The sequence below is a fragment of the Burkholderia savannae genome (assembly GCF_001524445.2).
In the GTDB taxonomy this organism is placed as follows: domain Bacteria; phylum Pseudomonadota; class Gammaproteobacteria; order Burkholderiales; family Burkholderiaceae; genus Burkholderia; species Burkholderia savannae.
On sequence record NZ_CP013417.1, the window covers coordinates 2,877,604 to 2,895,732 of the forward strand.

At 68.0% G+C, this 18,129-nt stretch carries 19 protein-coding genes, 1 tRNA gene and 1 pseudogene; 12 read left to right on the top strand and 9 right to left on the bottom strand.

Translation table 11 applies throughout. From position 1 onward, the window contains the following. Positions 1–555: 555 nt before the first annotated feature. Positions 556–630: transfer RNA gene (locus tag WS78_RS14170), tRNA-Arg, on the top strand. 164 nt (positions 631–794) lie between these two features. Further along, positions 795–1,321: pseudogene (locus tag WS78_RS38195) on the top strand (tyrosine-type recombinase/integrase); the annotation flags it as partial. A 230-nt stretch (positions 1,322–1,551) separates the two neighbouring features. Here WS78_RS38195 and WS78_RS14180 read toward each other — a convergent pair. Beyond that, the gene (locus WS78_RS14180) at positions 1,552–2,034 is read right to left on the bottom strand and encodes an inhibitor of vertebrate lysozyme family protein (RefSeq protein ID WP_038753620.1); all 483 of its coding nucleotides are present in this window, start codon (positions 2,032–2,034) and stop codon (positions 1,552–1,554) included. Between the two features lie 27 nt (positions 2,035–2,061). Between WS78_RS14180 and WS78_RS14185 the strand changes: the two genes are divergently transcribed. From WS78_RS14185 to WS78_RS14195, 3 genes are all read left to right on the top strand, one after another. Next, complete coding sequence (locus WS78_RS14185; protein WP_145986798.1) at positions 2,062–2,829, top strand: hypothetical protein; 768 nt, start codon at positions 2,062–2,064, stop codon at positions 2,827–2,829. Beyond that, positions 2,826–3,050, top strand: a complete 225-nt coding sequence (locus WS78_RS14190; protein ID WP_038753614.1) for a hypothetical protein — start codon at positions 2,826–2,828, stop codon at positions 3,048–3,050. Before WS78_RS14185 ends, WS78_RS14190 begins: the two co-directional genes overlap by 4 nt. 179 nt (positions 3,051–3,229) lie before the next feature. Continuing rightward, on the top strand, positions 3,230–4,381 hold the full coding sequence (locus tag WS78_RS14195; protein ID WP_059574719.1) for a serine hydrolase: 1,152 nt from the start codon (positions 3,230–3,232) through the stop codon (positions 4,379–4,381). 97 nt (positions 4,382–4,478) lie between these two features. Here WS78_RS14195 and eco read toward each other — a convergent pair whose 3' ends face one another. After that, on the bottom strand, positions 4,479–5,018 hold the full coding sequence (gene eco / locus WS78_RS14205; protein WP_038753609.1) for a serine protease inhibitor ecotin: 540 nt from the start codon (positions 5,016–5,018) through the stop codon (positions 4,479–4,481). A gap of 171 nt (positions 5,019–5,189) precedes the next feature. Between eco and WS78_RS14210 the strand changes: the two genes are divergently transcribed. Further along, complete coding sequence (locus WS78_RS14210) at positions 5,190–5,543, top strand: hypothetical protein (protein WP_059574721.1); 354 nt, start codon at positions 5,190–5,192, stop codon at positions 5,541–5,543. Positions 5,544–5,744: 201 nt separating this feature from the next. On the opposite strand, the gene WS78_RS37085 is transcribed toward WS78_RS14210, so the two are convergent. Then, positions 5,745–6,089, bottom strand: coding sequence for a hypothetical protein (locus WS78_RS37085; protein ID WP_161788700.1), 345 nt, complete (start codon positions 6,087–6,089; stop codon positions 5,745–5,747). Next, entirely contained in the window at positions 6,055–6,411 is a 357-nt protein-coding gene (locus tag WS78_RS37090) for a hypothetical protein (RefSeq protein ID WP_038753600.1), read from the bottom strand. Before WS78_RS37090 ends, WS78_RS37085 begins: the two co-directional genes overlap by 35 nt. A gap of 157 nt (positions 6,412–6,568) precedes the next feature. On the opposite strand from WS78_RS37090, the gene WS78_RS14220 reads away from it, so the two are divergent. The 4 genes from WS78_RS14220 (at position 6,569) to WS78_RS14240 (ending at position 10,558) form a co-directional block, all read left to right on the top strand. Beyond that, a complete protein-coding gene (locus WS78_RS14220; protein ID WP_038753597.1) occupies positions 6,569–6,949 on the top strand; it encodes a DUF5594 family protein in 381 nt (126 codons plus the stop codon). Between the two features lie 493 nt (positions 6,950–7,442). Next, on the top strand, positions 7,443–7,946 hold the full coding sequence (locus tag WS78_RS14230; RefSeq protein WP_038753594.1) for a YbhB/YbcL family Raf kinase inhibitor-like protein: 504 nt from the start codon (positions 7,443–7,445) through the stop codon (positions 7,944–7,946). Positions 7,947–8,069: 123 nt separating this feature from the next. Next, a complete protein-coding gene (locus tag WS78_RS14235; RefSeq protein WP_038753592.1) occupies positions 8,070–9,443 on the top strand; it encodes an MFS transporter in 1,374 nt (457 codons plus the stop codon). Between the two features lie 500 nt (positions 9,444–9,943). Further along, positions 9,944–10,558 (top strand): glycine zipper domain-containing protein, encoded by a 615-nt coding sequence (locus WS78_RS14240; protein ID WP_059574723.1) that lies wholly within the window; start codon positions 9,944–9,946, stop codon positions 10,556–10,558. Between the two features lie 154 nt (positions 10,559–10,712). Here the strand turns inward: WS78_RS14240 and WS78_RS14245 are convergent, their stop codons facing one another. The 3 genes from WS78_RS14245 to WS78_RS14255 form a co-directional block, all read right to left on the bottom strand. Beyond that, positions 10,713–11,327 (bottom strand): AAA family ATPase, encoded by a 615-nt coding sequence (locus WS78_RS14245; protein WP_038753586.1) that lies wholly within the window; start codon positions 11,325–11,327, stop codon positions 10,713–10,715. Continuing rightward, complete coding sequence (gene otsA / locus WS78_RS14250) at positions 11,320–12,738, bottom strand: alpha,alpha-trehalose-phosphate synthase (UDP-forming) (RefSeq protein ID WP_038753583.1); 1,419 nt, start codon at positions 12,736–12,738, stop codon at positions 11,320–11,322. Before otsA ends, WS78_RS14245 begins: the two co-directional genes overlap by 8 nt. Positions 12,739–12,869: 131 nt before the next feature. Next, complete coding sequence (locus WS78_RS14255) at positions 12,870–13,067, bottom strand: hypothetical protein (protein ID WP_038753581.1); 198 nt, start codon at positions 13,065–13,067, stop codon at positions 12,870–12,872. A 288-nt stretch (positions 13,068–13,355) separates the two neighbouring features. Here WS78_RS14255 and WS78_RS14260 point away from each other — a divergent pair, with 288 nt between their 5' ends. Together WS78_RS14260 and WS78_RS14265 are read left to right on the top strand one after the other, a co-directional pair. Beyond that, positions 13,356–13,907, top strand: a complete 552-nt coding sequence (locus tag WS78_RS14260) for a hypothetical protein (protein WP_038753578.1) — start codon at positions 13,356–13,358, stop codon at positions 13,905–13,907. Further along, complete coding sequence (locus tag WS78_RS14265; protein ID WP_038753574.1) at positions 13,904–14,410, top strand: hypothetical protein; 507 nt, start codon at positions 13,904–13,906, stop codon at positions 14,408–14,410. The genes WS78_RS14260 and WS78_RS14265 overlap by 4 nt, the downstream gene beginning before the upstream one ends. 345 nt (positions 14,411–14,755) lie before the next feature. Here WS78_RS14265 and WS78_RS14270 read toward each other — a convergent pair whose 3' ends face one another. Then, the gene (locus tag WS78_RS14270) at positions 14,756–16,096 is read right to left on the bottom strand and encodes an ABC transporter ATP-binding protein (protein ID WP_038753568.1); all 1,341 of its coding nucleotides are present in this window, start codon (positions 16,094–16,096) and stop codon (positions 14,756–14,758) included. A 42-nt stretch (positions 16,097–16,138) separates the two neighbouring features. Next, on the bottom strand, positions 16,139–17,896 hold the full coding sequence (locus WS78_RS14275; protein WP_059574725.1) for an ABC transporter permease: 1,758 nt from the start codon (positions 17,894–17,896) through the stop codon (positions 16,139–16,141). Between the last annotated feature and the right edge of the window lie 233 nt (positions 17,897–18,129).

Sequence of the window (18,129 nt, forward strand, 5' to 3'; positions counted from 1 at the left end):
AACGCGCCGTTCGTTGCGACGCGAATGACGTCGGGCGCGGCCTGCTTCCGCTGCGGATGCTCAGCGAACCGCCCGAATATCTCGACGATCTCATCAGGCCCCGGGGCGTCGCAGCATTGCTTTCCCGGCCCGATCAACGGCAAACGATCGAGAGTTGGTCGCGCGATGCTCGGCGCATGAGGCAAACGAAAGCGATCCCGGACTCGATATCGCGCGCCCAAGCCTCGCGGCCTCCTTTGTTCGAAAAGTCTTTGGTATACTCGTCTACCCTCGCTGACGGTCCTGAGGGCTGAGGACCTGGGCCCGCCAGCGATCGCCGATCTTCAGGATCGAAGCATGCATGCCCCCGTCCGTGCACTATCGCAATGCGGCGATAACGCACGGAGCTACAAGGTCGATTTGTAGCGATTGTGTTGTAGCAGCGAGGGTATTGAGCCGTGCTTCACCGCCCGTCATTTCGCGTCATCCGCGAGCAGGCACAATCCTGGAAAGGCAAGCGGAACAAGGCTAGGCGCCTGACTCACAAAGCGCCGGTCCATCCGCTCAAACTATCCGCTCCCCGTAGTTCAATGGATAGAACAAGCGCCTCCTAAGCGCTAGATACAGGTTCGATTCCTGTCGGGGGGACCAGTCATGCTCCCAGCCATCCCCAAGATTCACAAGAAATCCCCCGCTCGGGCCCGTCTGGCGGCCTTCTAGCTCCCATCGTTACCCAAGGTTGCTCCGCGACAGCCGGAGAAAGTGTTGGTATTTTTTGCTGGTATCAGCCGATACCAACAACAGAGATACCAACAATGCCGCTCACGCCGTGCAGGTACGGAACGCGAAGGCCAGCGCGGCCCCGTACAAACTCACGGACGGCAACGGAATGTTCTTGCTCGTCCAACCGAACGGCGCGAAGTACCGGCGTTTGTCCTAGCGCTTCCTCGGCAAACAGAAAACGCTCACCCTAGGCGCCTATCCGGCCGTCACGCTCGCGACGGCACGGAAGAAGTGCGACGAGGCCCGCGAACAGATCGCGGCCGGCATCGATCCGGGCGAAGCGAAGAAGGACGCAAAACGGGCCGCCGAAATCGCGGCGGCAAACTCATTCGAGGCAGTAGCGCGCGAGTGGTACGGCTCCCAGCGTCCGGGCTGGAGCGACGGCTACGCGGAGAAGGTGCTGAATTCGCTTGAGGTCGACGTGTTTCGGAAGATCGGCGCTCGCCCGATCGCGGAGATCGATTCGCCGCACATGCTGAGCATCGTTCGCGAAGCCGAGGCACGCGGGATACGCGAGACGGCGAAGCAAATCCTCCGGCGCTCTCGCGCGGTCTTCCAGTAAGGGATCATGACCGGACGCTGTCGGGGCTACAGACCACTCCATAACGCTCGGTCATCGCGCGGCCAGATCCGCAAGGCGCCCCTCGCCCGTCACGCATCGCCGCCAAACGGATTGATCGGCTCAGGCAAAAAGCACGCCCCCTCCGCAACCAGACCGCGCGCACTCCGATCGGCGATCATCTGCGGCCCCGTTCGACCATTCATCCGTCCGGGGCCGCGCGTTCCGCATCACTTCCAGTTCGGGTCCTGCTTCAATTGATCCTGCAGATACGCCTTCATCCGTTCGTCCGGCATGCCGAACCAGCGGAAGCTCGCGTACTTGCTCGGCGCGTCGTATGCGCCCGGCGTCTCCGGCAGCGTCACCAGCATCCCCCACACCCGATGAGAATCCTCGTCGATCACGCCGTAGAACTGATTGGCCGCGCAATCGTGCGGCTTGCACATCCAGCCCACCAGATACGACGCGCCCTCGACCTGCTCGCGCCGGTACGGCGAGCTGACCCGGTTGTCGCTTGCGAGCCATTCCGGCACTCGCTTCTCGCTGGCGATCATCCGCTGCCACTCGGCGCGATGCGCGCTCTGCGCGATGGCCTCGGAAAAAGTCGGCGTCTGCGCCGGCTCGTCGGCGGCCGCCGCCGCACCCGCGATGCCGGCAACCAGGACGGCGAGCGCCGCGCGGCGAGCGGTCGAACGATAATGTCGAATGATCATGAATGCCCCCGGGAAAATTCGTTTCGAATGAGACGCAAGCCCGGTCGGCAAGTTCCGCCGCGCGGCGAGCAGGCGAGCAACCGTTCGGCTTCGGCGCGAAAACGCGCAATAAATGCCCGCATCGTGTCGCGACCGGCGCCCGCCTCGACTTCGATTGAATGCCTTGCCGTTCACATGCTCTTGTGCAATGTCCGTCGCCGCTCGATTCGCGGGGCTCGGCGTTCGAGCAATCAAAGCGATTGCCCGAATGAACGACATCGAGCGAGCGGCAACGGCGCGAGCCAAACGGAAAGCGCTGCCGCGCTGCCGGCGCGCATCCGGCGGCCCGAATTCCGGGTGGGACAGCGGAAGGAAACGCTCGACGCGCCAATCGAGGCGAGCTTGAACAAGCAGATGTTCGTGCCGCGATTCGGCATCGTCGGCGCGATGGACTCGCATCGCTTCATGTCGGCGTCGACCTGCGGCGCATCAGATCCTCTGCCCCCCGAATGTCGGCGAATCCGCTGGCGCCTCGACATCGAAGCGCGCGTTCATCGCGGCCGAATCCATGTCGCGCTCCGTTCGAACCGCCATCGACATCCGCGCTGCCGGCTGGCGCGCGCGATGCGTGCCTTGCAAGGCCGCGCGCTTTGCTGCGATGATTGCCGTCGATCCGACGCTCCTCCGGAGGCCGCGCGCAAAGCCGACGAGGGCGACCGAGCGTCGCCCTGCGCACCATGCGGGCGCGTCGGCCACCGCCCGACCGCCGCGAGCCGCCTGCGCGCGGCCGCCACGAAGCCTTCCGAATCGCGATGAAAACCACTCCGCCCGATCCCGCCACCCAGCAACGCAGACGCCCGTCGAACCTCGTGCTGAACATCTTCGCCGCGCTAATCGGCCTCGTCACGTTCGGCCTCGGCGCGGCATGGGTGATCTACACGTGGCTCGTCGACCGCGAAGCGCCGTATTTCGCAATTCCGCTCGTCTTCTCGGTGCCGGTGATCGTCGCGGTCGCCGTGCGCGGCATCTGGGAGTGACGCGCGCCCGCACGCGCAGGCGTCGCCTCGCGCTCTCCATCCTTCGCCGCCGCTCGCGCGGCGCCTTCCGTCGAACTCCGCCGCAGCCATCGAAATCGCCGACGCCGCGAATTTCCCGGCCGCTCCGCTGTCCTATCGCGCGACACGTTCGCCCGACTCCCACTCCGCTCCCGATCGCCATGCCCTCCACGCCGCATCGTCCGCGCACCCGTCACTTTCTCGTCCGTCTGATGTCCGCCGTCTGCGTCGTCTGGTTCGCGTCCGTTCTGTGCGTCGCGCTCGCGTCGCCCGCCCATGCGGCGGGAAAGGCCTGCGCTCGCACGTCGGCCGCGCACGGCAGCGCCTGTCGCGTCGCGCGCAGCGCTCATGCGAAGCCGGTGAAGCACGTCAAGCGCGCCGCCCGCGCGCGGCATCGTCATCCGCATGCGAAGCAAAAGCGCATGGCGCTCCACCGCAAGACCGGGCATCGCGCGCGTTCGACCGCGCTTGCGCATCAGCCGACGCGCAAGCGCCAGCGCGCGCCGCACCGCGCCGTCGTCGCGGCCGAGAAGCCGAAGCTGCTCGCGAGCTGCGGCTACACGGCCGCGTCACGCAGCCTGTTACGTTCGCGCGCAGCCTACGTCGTCGACGAACGGACGGGCGCGGTGCTGATCGAGAAGAACGCGAACCGTGTCGTGCCGATTGCGTCGATCACGAAACTGATGACGTCGATGGTCGCGCTCGACACGCGCGCGCCGATGTCGCGGCCGCTGCGCGTGAGCGCGCAGGACCGCGACTACGAGAAATTCACGGGATCGCGGCTGAAAGTCGGCTCGGTGCTGTCGCGCCGCGACATGCTGCACATCGCGCTGATGTCGTCGGAAAACCGCGCGGCGGCGGCGCTGTCGCGCGACTATCCAGGCGGACGGCCCGCGTTCGTCGCCGCGATGAACCGCAAGGCGCGCACGCTCGGCATGAAGCGTACGCACTTCGTCAACGCGACCGGGCTGTCGCCGCGCAACGTGTCGACGGCGCGCGATTTGTCGCGGCTCGTCGCCGCGGCGAACCGCTATCCGCGCATCAAGACGTTCTCGACCGATACGTCGAAGACGGTCTTCCCCGGCCGCGGCCAGCTCCAGTACGTGAATTCGGATGCGCTCGTGCGCGCCGGCGATTCAAGCATCGTGCTGCAGAAGACGGGCTTCATCAACGAAGCCGGCCATTGCGTCGTGCTCCGCTACGCGGTGCGCGGACGCCCGGTCGACATCGTGCTGCTCGGCGCGCCGGGGCCGAGCGACCATCTTGCGGACGCGCGAAAAATCCGCAACTGGCTCACGTGCTCGATGCCGTGATGCCTTCGCTTGCGCGCGCCGGGGCGCCGCGGTCCGCGCGCCGCACGCATCGCGTGCGGCCGCCGCCGCGGCTCCGGATCGACGGACACGGCGCGGCTTACTTCTCGACCGCGCGCGCCACTTCGTTCGAGCCGTACCACAACCGGTATCGAACCTCGAACTCGTTCGGCACGTACACGACGATCGGCAGACGGCTGTTGTAGCGCAACAGGTAGCCGCCGCCGCGCACGGGCACGAACGCCTCCTGCGCTTCCTGGCCCGGGCACGCCATCAACGTGCCGGCCGGCCCCTTCACGTCGGCGAGCACGTAATACGGATAGCCCCAACCCTTGACCGTCTCGTGCTTGAGTTCGCCGCCGAACCAGTGCTGGTTGCAATCGACCTTGATCTTCTTGCCGATCACCAGTTCGACGCGAATGTCGTCCTCCAGCTTTTCGGCCGGCAGCACGATCACCTCGCGCTTCTGCCCCGCCTGGGCGGCCGGGAACATCTTGATGTCTTCCGCGGACGGCGTGGGCGCGGACGCGGGATCGACGCCCGCGGCGGGCGTCGCGGCGCTCGCCGCCGCCGCGACGCCGGAGAAGCCGACGAATGCGGCGCACGCCGCCCAGGCGGCCAAGCGAGAGGCTGATTTCATACGGTGCTCCTGATGAGTGATTGAATTGAACGGAAGCGCGGCGCACAGCCGGCTTCCGCACTGCGACTGCTTACGTGATTGTAATGTGCAGACACAATTCGCTTCGCACCAAGCGAGTTCGAGCGAATCACAATGCAAACGGCAGTGAAAACAGGGAGAAGGGAGAAAGTCATGCTGAAACTCGTCGCTTCGCTCGGGGCCGCTGCGCTCCTTGCCGGTTGCGTCGCCGTGCCGGACAACGGTTACGGCTATGGCTACGCGCAACCGTATTATCCGGGCGACTACGCGTACGTGCCAGGCTACGCGCCCGTGTACGGAACGGTGAACATCTGGGGCGGCGGCGGATGGCGGGACCGCGACCATTGGCGCGGCGACGACCGCTGGCGAGGCGGCGACCAGTGGCGCGGCGGTCGCGGCAATGGCTGGCAAGGCGGTCGTGGCCCGGCTGGCGGGCGCAATGTCCGCGGGGGCAACGATTGGCCGGGCGGCGGCGGCCACGGCGGTGGCCGTGGCGGAAGGCACTGACGCCAACCGTGGATTTGCAACGAGTTGTATCGAGAAAGGAAGCAGCGCGACCGGGCTGGCCATGGTCCGGTTGATCGCGACGGGCGCGCTCACGTGCGCTCATGGCGCCGCCGTTCGGTTCGGGTTCGCGTGAGGGATGCTCGGGGCGTCGGTGACGCTGTCGCGCGGCCCGTCAATGGGCGGGCGGCCGCGGCCGCCCGTCTAGCGCAGCGCCGCTGCGTCACCCGCCGCTGCGTCACCTATCGCGCGCGTCTCGCGGAACGCCCGGACGCGGCATTTGGCGGCGTACGTCCATTTGACGCGCTTCTGTTCGGCGACCCGCCGGCCGACTGCCGTCGTCTTCAGAGCCCTACGATCATCCGACGGCCACACGCTCCTCCGCCCCATCGCTTCGGCGGTTTCGGTTTCGGCGGTTTCGGCGTGATCCGATGCGCGCCGCATCGAACCGAAGCCCGCCCGATCGTGCGCGGCGGCCCGCGCATCGGCGCGCCGCTCAAGCGGGACGCTCACATCACCAACCGGCAGGCCGCGGCTGCGCGTAGCCATACGCGCCGTAACCGCCGCCATCGTATGCTTGCGCGCCGCAATCGACGTAAGCGCGTCGATACTGATCGTAGCAATAGCCCGCGGGCGGCGCGCCGTAAGCCGGCGCGGGTTGATACTGCGCCGGCTGATAGGCCGGGGCCTGATAGACGGGCGCCGAGTACGCGACGGCCGGCGCGGGATTCAGCGCGGACGTGACGATCGCGCCCAGCACCGCGCCGCCGATCAGCGCGCCGACGATGTCGCCGCCGCGATCGTGCGCGCCGGCCGGCCCCGCGAGCGCGAGACTACCCGCCGTCACCAGAACTGCCGCGATCTTCTTCATGATGGACTCCGCCAAACGTGGTGCATGACGAGGCCCATTGTGGGCGCCGCCGGCCGTAATAGATGCAGCAAGTGGTAACGCGCAATTACGCGTGTCACATCCGCGCGCGCGCCGCCTGGGCCGTGCTACGATTTTTGGCACAAAGGAGACGCCCTCGATGAACCCCCACACCGCTCGCCGATTCGATACCGAGTTCGCACCGCGCATCGCGCGCGCAATCGGCGACTTGCTCGAGCGACGGGCGAACACCGAGGTCGTCGGCTACGGCGGTCACGGCCATCCGACGCAGGTGCGGATCGTCTCGCCGCACGCCGAGCACGTGCGCGGCTACGCTCATCCGCTCGACATCGTGCTCACGTGGGACACCGACGAGATCGAGCGCCTGATGGCGCCGGACGGCGCCGCGCGCTTCGAGCGCTATCTCGCGGCGTTGAAACTCAAGCTGCCGGCCTGGGAAAACGCGCGCGGCATCGACTTCGGCTCGCGCACGCAGGCCGAAGTGCTCGTGCTGCTCGGCGGGCTCGATTTCGAGGCGTGACGACAGCACGCGGGCAGCGGGCGAGCCGCTTCGGGCGGTTGGCGGTTGGCGGGCGGCGGGCGGCGGTTGGCGGGCGAGTTCGGTGCGTCGTGAAACAAGCCCGTCCGGCAGAATGCGTCGATTGGCCGATCAATCGATCGGGCGTCCTACTGCGACGGACGACGAGCATCATGCCCTGCCGCAGCGCTTTCGAGCGCTCCGCCACCCCATCACCCCATCACCCCATCGCCCGATCGCCCGATTGCCCGATCCCGAGCAGCCGCGTCCCTACCCGCGCGGCTTCGAGCAACTCGTGCCGCAAGCGCTTCCGCACCGCTTGCGCATACCGTCGCGCCACGCACGATAGGCGTCGCCGCGCGCCTTCACTCCCGCACGCCGCCCGACTTCACGATTCGGGCGCCGGTGATACACTCGATCGGCTCATGCCGACGCTTGCGAGCATGCGTTGCCGCGCCGCGAGCGTCATTCTGTCGAACTTCACAAGGAGGCCCCCATGGCTGATTTCCGGCTTTGGACTGACGAGTTTCCGGCCAACGGCTTCATGCCGAAGGCACAGGAATACCACCACGAAGGCTTCGGCGTAGATGGCGGCAACCGGTCGCCCGCGCTTCACTGGGAAGGCGTGCCCGCCGATGCGAAGAGCCTCGCGCTCACCGTCTACGATCCCGACGCGCCGACGGGCAGCGGCTTCTGGCACTGGACCGTCGTCAACATCCCCGTCGACGCAACGAACCTGCCGCAAGGCGCGGGCGGCGCGGGCGGCGCTTCGCTGCCCGCAGGCGCCGTCCAGGTGCGCAACGACTACGGCGACGAAGGCTTCGGCGGCGCCGCGCCGCCGCGCGGCGACAAGCCGCACCGCTACGTCTTCCGGCTGCACGCGCTGAAGGTCGATACCTTGCCCGTCACGAAGGACACGACCAACGCGGTCGCCCGCTTCATGATCCATCTGAACGAAGTCGATTCGGCGACTTACACCGGTCTCTACGAACTGAAGTGAGCCGCCGTCCGGGCCGGGCGCCTCGCCCCCGGCCCTTCGCCACCGGCCGCGCGCCGCTGCGCGCATGCCGGCGGTTGCATCCGCAACGAATCGCCGCTCCCTCGCCTCGCCATCGCTTCCGCCATGAACGCCGACTCCGGACTGCCGCTCCCGCAACGCTACTGGGCGATCGTCTGCGTCGCGCTAGGCATCACGCTCGCCGTACTCGACGGCGCGATCGCGAACGTCGCGCTGCCGACGATCGCCCGCGATCTGCGCGCCTCCGACGCCGCATCGATCTGGATCGTCAACGCGTACCAGCTCGCCGTCACGATTTCGCTGCTGCCGCTCGCGTCGCTCGGCGACCGGATCGGCTACCGGCGCGTCTACATCGCGGGGCTCGCGCTCTTCACCGCGGCATCGCTCGGCTGCGCGCTGTCGAGCACGCTGCCCGCGCTCGCGACGCTGCGCGTGATCCAGGGCTTCGGCGCCGCCGGCATCATGAGCGTGAATACCGCGCTCGTGCGGATGATCTATCCGTCGTCGCAGCTCGGGCGCGGCGTCGCGATCAATGCCATGGTCGTCGCGCTGTCGTCGGCGGTCGGGCCGACCGTCGCGTCCGCGGTGCTCGCCGTCGCGCCCTGGCCGTGGCTCTTCGCGATCAACGTGCCGATCGGCATCGCCGCCGTGTACGGCAGCCTGCGCGCGCTGCCCGTGAATCCGGGCCGCGACGCGCCGTACGACTTCATCGGCGCGGCGATGAACGCGTGCGTGTTCGGGCTGCTGATCGTCTCCGTCGACGGGCTCGGTCACGGCGAGAATCGCGCGAACGTCGCGGCCACCGCACTCGCGGCCGTCGTCATCGGCTACTTCTTCGTCAGGCGCCAGTTGTCGCAGCCCGCGCCGCTTTTGCCCGTCGATCTGCTGCGCATCCCGATCTTCGCGCTGTCGATCGGCACGTCGGTCGCGTCGTTCACGTCGCAGATGCTCGCGTTCGTCGCGCTGCCGTTCTGGCTGCAGAACACGCTCGGCTTTTCGCAGGTGCAGACCGGGCTCTACATGACGCCGTGGCCGCTCGTCATCGTGGTCGCCGCGCCGCTCGCGGGCGTGCTGTCCGACCGCTATTCGGCGGGCGCGCTGGGCGGCATCGGCCTCGCGCTCTTCGCATCCGGCCTCCTCGCGCTCGCAACGATCGGCGCGCATCCGGCGCCCGTCGACATCGTCTGGCGGATGGCGCTCTGCGGCGCGGGCTTCGGGCTCTTCCAGTCGCCGAACAACCGCGCGATCCTGTCGTCCGCGCCGCGCGAACGCGCGGGCGGCGCAAGCGGGATGCTCGGCACCGCGCGGCTCACCGGGCAGACGCTCGGCGCCGCGCTCGTCGCGCTGATCTTCGGCGTCGCGCCGCAGCATGGGCCGACGATCGCGCTCTATGCAGCGACCGCGTTCGCCGCCGTCGCCGCCGCCGTCAGCCTGATGAGAATCAGGGCGAAACGCGACACGGCCGCCGCCGCGGGGTAACGCAAAGCCGCTCGCCGCGGCCGTCGGCCCCGTGGTGGATGCGCGGCCCGCCGCACGCCGTTTCCCGGCCGGTTTCGTCGCCTCCGCGCCGAAGCGCCATCCGCCCGCATCGCCTGTTCATCCCGCGCTCTCCCGCGATCCGTCGCCGCGCATCCGGCCCTCAACGTCCCGCCACTTTCGCAGCGCGGCGCGGCCTCGTCGACTCGGCCGTTCGGACGATCCGCCCCTCATGACCGGCTCATGACCGCCCCATGACCGCCGCGCGAAGCGCCCACCGCCCTGCCGCCAACGACACCCGCGCGACGGCTCCACGTTCCTACCCCGCTAAATCTCCGCCCGCCCTCCGGCCGTCGTCGCCCGATTCCGCACGCACGCCCCGCCTCGGCCAGCACTCCTTACCTCGCCGCCTGTCCAATACATGCCCGCGCCGCGAATCGAGCGCGTCCGCCGTTCCGGCGACGGGCTTCGGTTGGTCTTCACGCAACCGTCAGGAGGGCGCCATGTCATTGATCGTCGCAGCACGCTTCACGACGCAGCGCGCCGCCGAGACCGCCGCCAAGCGGCTTCTCGAAAGCGGCTTCGTCGCCGAGGATGTCAGTCTGTTCTTCGTCAATCCGCGCGGCCAGCACGCGCGACCGTCATCCGAATACCTGTCCCACGCGGAACACCCGGCCGCGCCGCCTCCCGTCGGCGCGCTGCAACACGCGAGACACAGCACGACGATCGGCGCCGTCGCAGGCGCGATCTTCGGCGTCGCGCTGTTCTCGCTCCTCACGCCATCGCTCGTCGTCGCGATCTGTGCGGCGGGCGTGGGCGCGTATCTCGGCGGATGGCTCGGCCGGATGATGCACAAGGAGGACTTCACGCGCGCGCATGCGCGCGAGCTCGCGCACGAGGCGATCCATCACGAGATGCGCTCGTCCGGAATGCTCGTCGCCGTACACGTGACGGCCGACTCCCAAGCCGACGCCGCGCGCGTGCTCGCCGATGCGGGCGGCAGCGACATCGAGCGCGCGACCGGGCGCTGGCAGTCGGGCCGCTGGGCGGACTTCGATCCGACCCGCACGCCCGAGCCGTTCAACGGCGCGCAGCAACCGACGCACCGCCACGCGTGAGCGGCGCGGCCGCATTCAGTGAAATACCCGAACGACGGCGGCAATCAGGAAGGAAACCGAAGCGAGGGCGAGGCGGGCGAGCGTGCCGATGCGGCGTCGATCGGCGCGCTCGCCCGTTGATGCCGGAAAGAAGAGGCAAGAATCGCGGCGGCGGTCACGCCGCCGCCGCGACGAAATCGAGAACGAAGCGGCAACGCTCGTCGACGCTCGCGCGCGGCAGTTCGATCAGCCGATACCCGCACGCCGCGTAGGTGTCGACCATCGTGTCGTAAGTGCGCACCGCCTGCGCGTAATCCTGCTTGCGTTCGGCATCCTGCACATAGATCTCCGGCCACGGCGGCGCGATGAACACGTCGCGGCAATAGCGAAACCGCTCGGCGGCCGCGGCGAGATGCGCGGGAACGGGCAGCGCGGACAGCGTCAGATAGCCGATCACGTCGGGCACGCCGCGATCGAAGAACACCGGCCCGCGCGCGCGACGCGCGAGATGATGCGAGCGCATTTCCCAACCGAGCATCAATTCGGCGAACGCGGCGCGATCGCGCCACGGCAGCGCATGTCCGCCGATCGCCGTCTGATCCTGGATCACGCCGCGCCCGGCTTCGTGCGAGCGCGCGCAGCCGCGCGCTTCGAGCGCATCGATCAGCGTGCTCTTGCCCGAGCCCGGCCCGCCCGTAATCACGAAAAAACGCGCGACCGCGGCATCGGCATCGGCATCAGCGTCGGTGCCCGGTTCGCCCGCGCGCGCGTCGGCGCCCGCGTCAAGCATTCGCGACGCGCCGCCCCGCGCGCTGCGTGACCGACGCGGCCGTCGCGACGCTGCGCAGATCCGCGAGGAACGAATCGCGCCACACCGACAGATCGTTGCCGCGCAGCCGCTCGATGTTCTCCGCGTGGCGCGCCTGCCGCTCCTCGAGCGGCATCGCGAGCGCGCGCTCGAGCGACTCCGCCATCTGCGACAGGTCGAACGGGTTCACGAGCAACGCGCCCGGCAGCTCGGCCGCGGCGCCCGCGAATTCGGACAGCACGAGCACGCCCGGATCGTTCGAATCCTGCGACGCGACGTACTCCTTCGCGACGAGATTCATCCCGTCGCGCAGCGGCGTCACGTAGCCGACCTGCGACAGCCGGAACAGCGCCATCAGCAGATTGCGCTCGTACTTGCGGTTCAGGTACTGGATCGGCGTCCAGTCGAGCTGCGCGAAGCGGCCGTTGATGCGCCCCGCCTCGCCTTCGAGCGTCTGCCGGATGCGCTGATAGGTCTGCACGTCGGAGCGGGTCGGCGGCGCGATCTGCACGAGCGACACGCGCCCCTGCCAGCCGGGCGCGTTCGCGAGCATCCGCTCGAACGCCTGGAAGCGCTCGACGAGGCCCTTCGAGTAGTCGAGACGATCGACGCTGATCACGAGCTTGCGCTCGCCCATCGTGTCGCGCAGCGCCTTCACCGCCTTGCGCGAGCCGTATTCGACGGCCGCCTTGCCGATCGCGTCCGGATAGATGCCGATCGGATACGCGGCGACCTTCACGACGCGGCCGTGCGCGTGCAGTATCCCGTCCTCGCTCGACGTGCCGAGCCCGCGCCGTTCGATGTAGTCGACGAACGCCTGCTTGTCGTTTTCCGTCTGCAAGCCGACGACGTCGTACGCGCACATGAACTTCATCAGCTCTTCGTGCGGCGGGACGGTGCGTAGGACCTCGGACGACGGGAACGGAATGTGCAGAAAGAAGCCGATCGGATTCTTCACGCCGAGCTCGCGCAGGCAATGCGCGAACGGCAGCAGGTGGTAGTCGTGCACCCAGATGATGTCGTCGGGCTGCACGAGCTCGCGCAGATGCTTCGCGAGCGCGCAGTTCACGCGCAGATAGCCCGCGTATTCCTGGCGATCGAAGCGCGCGAGATCCCCGCGATAGTGGAACACGGGCCAGAGCGTGGCGTTCGAGAAGCCGCGGTAGTACTGGTCGTAGTCGCGGCGGGTGAGGCCGACGGTCGCGTAGGTCACGTTGCCGTCCCGCTCGATCACGGGCGCCTCGGGCGCGCCGGCGATCTCGCCGTTCCAGCCGAACCAGACGCCGCCCGTCTCCTTCAGCGCGTCGAGCACGCCGACCGCCAGCCCGCCCGCGGTCGGACGCGCATCCTGGCCGGCCGCCACGCGATTCGATACCACGATCAATCTGCTCATTACGGCTTACCCTCCTGTAGTCAGATTGCCCGGCGAACGGGTTACAGCCTTCCCGCCGAATCAGGCAAGTCGCATGCCACCTCGCGACGTTTCAAGCGTTAAAAATGCAAGCATGTGTAACAAGGACGTTCTCATGCGTCCTGCTCCGAGCCGAGATCGCGCTGATAGTCGAGCCCTTCCGGGCGCGTGCCGCCTTGGTTGTGATCGCCGTCCGAAGGCGTGTGCGGCGCGGAGCCGGCTGGCGCGGGAGTGGTCGTGGCGTTGACCGGCCGCGACGGGCCGGTACCGGCGTCGCGCCCGCGATGCTCGGGGCGCTTGGAGCGGCGCATGGCAGGGTGTCTCATGATCGGAGCGGCGCAAGGCCGTCGGTGAAACAGTCCATAGCCGTTTAGTTTAGGATCGTCGAGCAGGGTTCACGGTAACAATTACATTCAATTTGTAACGATTCGACCCCTCTCCGGCGCTTTGCACCACAATGTTGCCGCTCGCGCGCGCTCCGCGTGCGCGGCAAACGTTTGTCAATTGTTTGCATTTCTCGTCGGACAATTGCAGAACAATGGCGCTCTACGGTCGCTACGCGAAACGCGCGGCGCACGAAGACAGGACCGCATTCAGGGATGAACCATCGCATCGCACGGCCGGCGCGCCGCTGGGTCGCCTCGGCCACGCTCGGCGCAGCCGCCTTCTCGACGCTGCTCTCAGGCTGCAACTCGCTCTATAGCGAAGGCGCGACGGCGGGCGCCGGTATCGCCGGGGCGGCCATCGCGTCAAAAGTCACCAACAACGCCGCCGTCGCGACCGGTATCGGCCTTGGCGCCGTCGCCGGCGCGCGAGCGGGCGTCCAGTACACGCAACGCGTCGCGCATCGCTACTCGCAGGCGCAGATCGCCACCGCCGCCGGGCCGCTCGACGTCGGCGGCGTCGCGCCCTGGTCGACGCATCACTCGTTTCCGATCGAAGACGACGAGCACGGCCGCGTGACTGTGAGCCGGCTCATCAGCGTCGGGCCGCTCGACTGCAAGGAAATCGTGTTCTCGGTCGACACCGATGCGAAGCAGAGCGAGCCCGCGCAATCGGGCTTCTATGTCGCGACGATCTGCCGGGACGGCCCGACGTGGAAATGGGCGTCCGCTGAGCCCGCGACCGGCCGCTGGGGAGCGCTGCAATGAGCGTGAGCGCGCGCGCGGCGCTGCCGCTCGCGGCGGCGCTCGCGTTCGCCGCGGCCGCGCTCGGCCTCTCCGGCTGCGGCTCGGTGGGCGCGGCGAGCGGCGCGCTCGCGGGCGCGGCGACGGGCCTTGTCACCGCGAATCCGGCTGTCGGCATCGGCGTCGGCATCGCGGTGCAGGCGGCGACCGACGAGGCCGTCAACCGCACGATGAAGCAGTTGCACAAGAATCAGCAGGATGCGATCGCGCAGGCGGCGGGCGGACTCGCCGTCGGCGAGACGCGCGCGTGGCAAGTGAAGAACAAGGTGCCGCTCGAGAACGGCGAAGGCGAAGTGCGCGTGACGCGCGCGTTCCAGACGCCGCTCGCGCTCTGCAAGGAATTCGCGTTTTCGGTGAAGGACGGCGCGCGCGCCGACTGGTATCTGGCGAACGCGTGCCAGGATGCGCACGGCTGGCAATGGGCGTCGGCGGAGCCGGCCGTCGAGCGCTGGGGCAATCTGCAGTGATGCGACGCGGACGCCGCGAGCCGGTTGCGGCTGCCTGATAAGCCCGGCCGCGCTCCACGCCGGCCTTACTCGCCAGCCTTACGCCACGACAGGGCCGCGCGAATTCGGCGGCGAGACGGCGCCAGCGATGCGCGCCTCGCCCTCTTCCGCGGAAAGCACGAGGCGCAACGGCGGCACGCAAACGAAGCCAACGCGCTTGCGCCCGTGCGCAGCGCATCCCGGCGGCAACGCATGAGGTGCCGACGCATAAGGCGGCAACGCATCAAGCAGCCGCGGCAAGCGCAAGCGGCTCTCCCGTCCGCGCCGCCGCTCGTCCCGCACGGGCCGCAAGCGGCCCGCCGCCGCTCAGGACTCGACGTCCTCGAGACTGAAGATCTCGGTCTGATCGTTGTACGAGAAGATCTCGCCGTACCGGCCCCAGTCGATCACCGCGTCGAGCGTCTCCTCGGCCGCGCCGTCGGACAGGAAATCCTCGAGCTCCTGCTCGAAGCGCACGCGCGGCGCGCGGTGCCCCGGGCGCTCGTTCAGCACCTTCTTGATCCGCGCGGCGAGCGGCACGTGGCGCAGCAAATGCTCGGCGAACATCATCTTGCGCTCCTGCGTGCCGAACTCGGCGAACACGCGCCCCGGCGGCGTCAGGAACACGTCGCCCTCGCGCACGTCGGCGAAGCCGAGGTACTGCAGCACTTCGGCGATCGGGAACAGATCGTCGACCTCGAGATGCAGCGTGCGCGCGATTTCCGGCATGTCCGCGCGGCCGTGATACGGCGGCGCGGCGAGCGTCTCGATGAGGCCCGCCATCAGGTTCGTCGACACCTGCGGCAGCCAGCTGCCGAGCTCGAGCCCCTTCTTCGTCGCTTCGCCGACCTGGCGCGCAGTCATCTTCGCGTAGATGTCGTCGACGAGCCGGCGGAACGCGGGGTCGAGCCGGTTGCGCGGATGCTTGAACGGCACCTTGATCTCGGCGATCACGCGGCCCGGATTCGACGACAGCACGAGAATCCGGTCGCACATGAACACCGCTTCCTCGATGTTGTGCGTGACGATCAGCACCGACTTGATCGGCATGCGGCCCTGCGTCCACAGATCGAGCAGGTCGGTGCGCAGCGTCTCGGCCGTCAGCACGTCGAGCGCCGAGAACGGCTCGTCCATCAGCAGCAGCGTCGGATCGACGACGAGCGCGCGCGCGAAGCCGACGCGCTGGCGCATGCCGCCCGACAGCTCGCGCGGATACGCGTTCTCGAAGCCGTCGAGACCGATCAGGTCGATCGCGGCGAGCGCGCGCTCGCGCCGCTCGCGCGCGCCGACGCCGAGCGCCTCGAGGCCCGCCTCCACGTTCTGCAGCACCGTGAGCCACGGAAACAGCGCAAACGTCTGGAACACCATCGCGACGCCCTCGGCCGGGCCGTTGAGCGGCTTGCCGAGATAGGTGACATCGCCGCCCGTCGGCTCGATCAGCCCGGCGATGATGCGCAGCAGCGTCGATTTGCCGGAGCCCGAGCGGCCGAGCAGCCCGACGATCTCGCCTTCGCGCAGCGACAGGTTCGCGCCGTCGAGCACGAGCAGCTCGCCCTGCGTCTTGTTGAAGCCGCGGCTCACGTTCTCGACGCGCAGGATTTCTTCGCTGCCCCGCGGCGGCGCGGGCGGCGTCTGGACGGGTGCATTTACAGCATTCGGGTTTTGCATCGCGTTTCGCTCTCGGTCGGTCTCAATCGGCTGACATCAGTCTCAATCGAGACGCAGCTTCGCTTCGGCGTACGCGTACAGCGGACGCCACAACAGGCGGTTGAACAGGGTGACGAACAGGGACATCACGGCGATGCCCATGATGATCTTCGGATAGTCGCCCGCGGCCGTCGTCTGCGCGATGTACGCGCCGAGGCCGTGCGCCTGGATCTTGGTGTCGCCCCACTGGACGAGCTCCGACACGATGCTCGCGTTCCACGCGCCGCCCGACGCGGTGATCGCGCCCGTCACGTAGTACGGGAAGATGCCGGGCAGGATCGCCTGCCGCCACCATTGCCAGCCGCGGATGCGGAAATTGGTGGCCGCTTCGCGGTAGTCGTTCGGATAGGCGGTCGCGCCCGCGATCACGTTGAACAGGATATACCACTGGGTGCCGAGCACGATGAGCGGCGACAGCCAGATGTCCGCGTTCAGGTGGAAACGCACGATTACGATCACGAACACCGGGAACAGCAGGTTCGCCGGGAACGCCGCGAGAAACTGCGCGAGCGGCTGCACCTTCTCGGCGATCGCGGGCCGCAGGCCGATCCACACGCCGATCGGCACCCAGACCAGCGATGCGATCACGATGAGCAGCAACACCCGCAGCAGCGTGATGAAACCCAGCACGAACACGTGGCCGACTTCGGCGAGCGACACGCCCGTCTGCACGTAGGCGACGACGCGCCACATCACGTACGCGGTGCCCGCGAGCACGAGGATCGCCCAGCCGAAGTCCGCGACGCGCGACGCCTGCTTGTCGATCTTGGGCGTCGCGAAACGCACGGCGTCGAAAGACGGCAGGCGAAACGACAGCCGCGCGGTCTTCGCCAGGAACCAGCCGGCCGGCACGAGCAGCTGATGAATGAGGCGCGTGCGGCGCACGAGGTCGAGGAACCACGACTCCGGCGCGTTGCCCGAGCTCGTCGTCTCCATCCGGAACTTGTCCGCCCATGCGACGAGCGGCCGGAACAGCAACTGATCGTACGCGATGATCACGACCGTCATCGCGAGAATCACCCAGCCGACCGCCCCGAGGTTCTTGTCGGCGATCGCCTGCGCGAGATAAGCGCCGATGCCCGGCAGCGTGATCGTGTTGTTGCCGACGGTGATCGCCTCGGACGCGACGACGAAGAACCAGCCGCCCGACATCGACATCATCATGTTCCAGATGAGGCCCGGCATCGAGAACGGCACTTCGAGCTTCCAGAAGCGCTGCCACGACGTCAGGTGGAAGCCGCGCGACACTTCGTCGAGATCGCGCGGCACCGTGCGCAGCGACTGATAGAAGCTGAACGTCATGTTCCACGCCTGGCTCGTGAAGATCGCGAAGATCGCGGCGAGCTCGGCGCCGAGCACCCGGCCCGGAAACAGCGCGATGAAGAAGGTCACCGTAAACGAGATGTAGCCCAGCACCGGCACCGACTGCAGGATGTCGAGGATCGGAATGAGCACCATGCCGGCCCGGCGGCTCTTCGCGGCGAGCGTGCCGTAGACGAGCGTGAAGACGAGCGACGCCATCATCGCCGCCAGCATGCGCAGCGTCGTGCGCATCGCGTACTCGGGCAGGTTCGAGGGATCGAGCGAGATCTTCTGCGTATTGAGCGTCGCGAACGGCGCAAGCGTCTCGTGAAAACCGATCGCGGCCATCGCGATCACGCAGATGATGAGCGGGAACGCGACGAAGTCCCAGCGGTTCGGCAGGACGCGCCACGCGGATGCGTTGGCGGTCCGATTCGGATTGAAGAATCCGAGATCCATCAGGCGCCCTCCCCGGCAAAGCCGTGCGAATCGAAAAATAAAGCCAGAAAGCGAATGTGACTCATGGCAAGGCGCACGTACACGGTAATTCGTTTTAACTGCAGAAACGGCCGCACGGCACCCCGACACGCCGATTTCCCGCCGTTTCCATTCGCGACGCGGCACCCGCCCGCACGCGACGGCACGACACTACTACATCCTGTATTTCAGGCACAACCTTCCGGACGACGAAC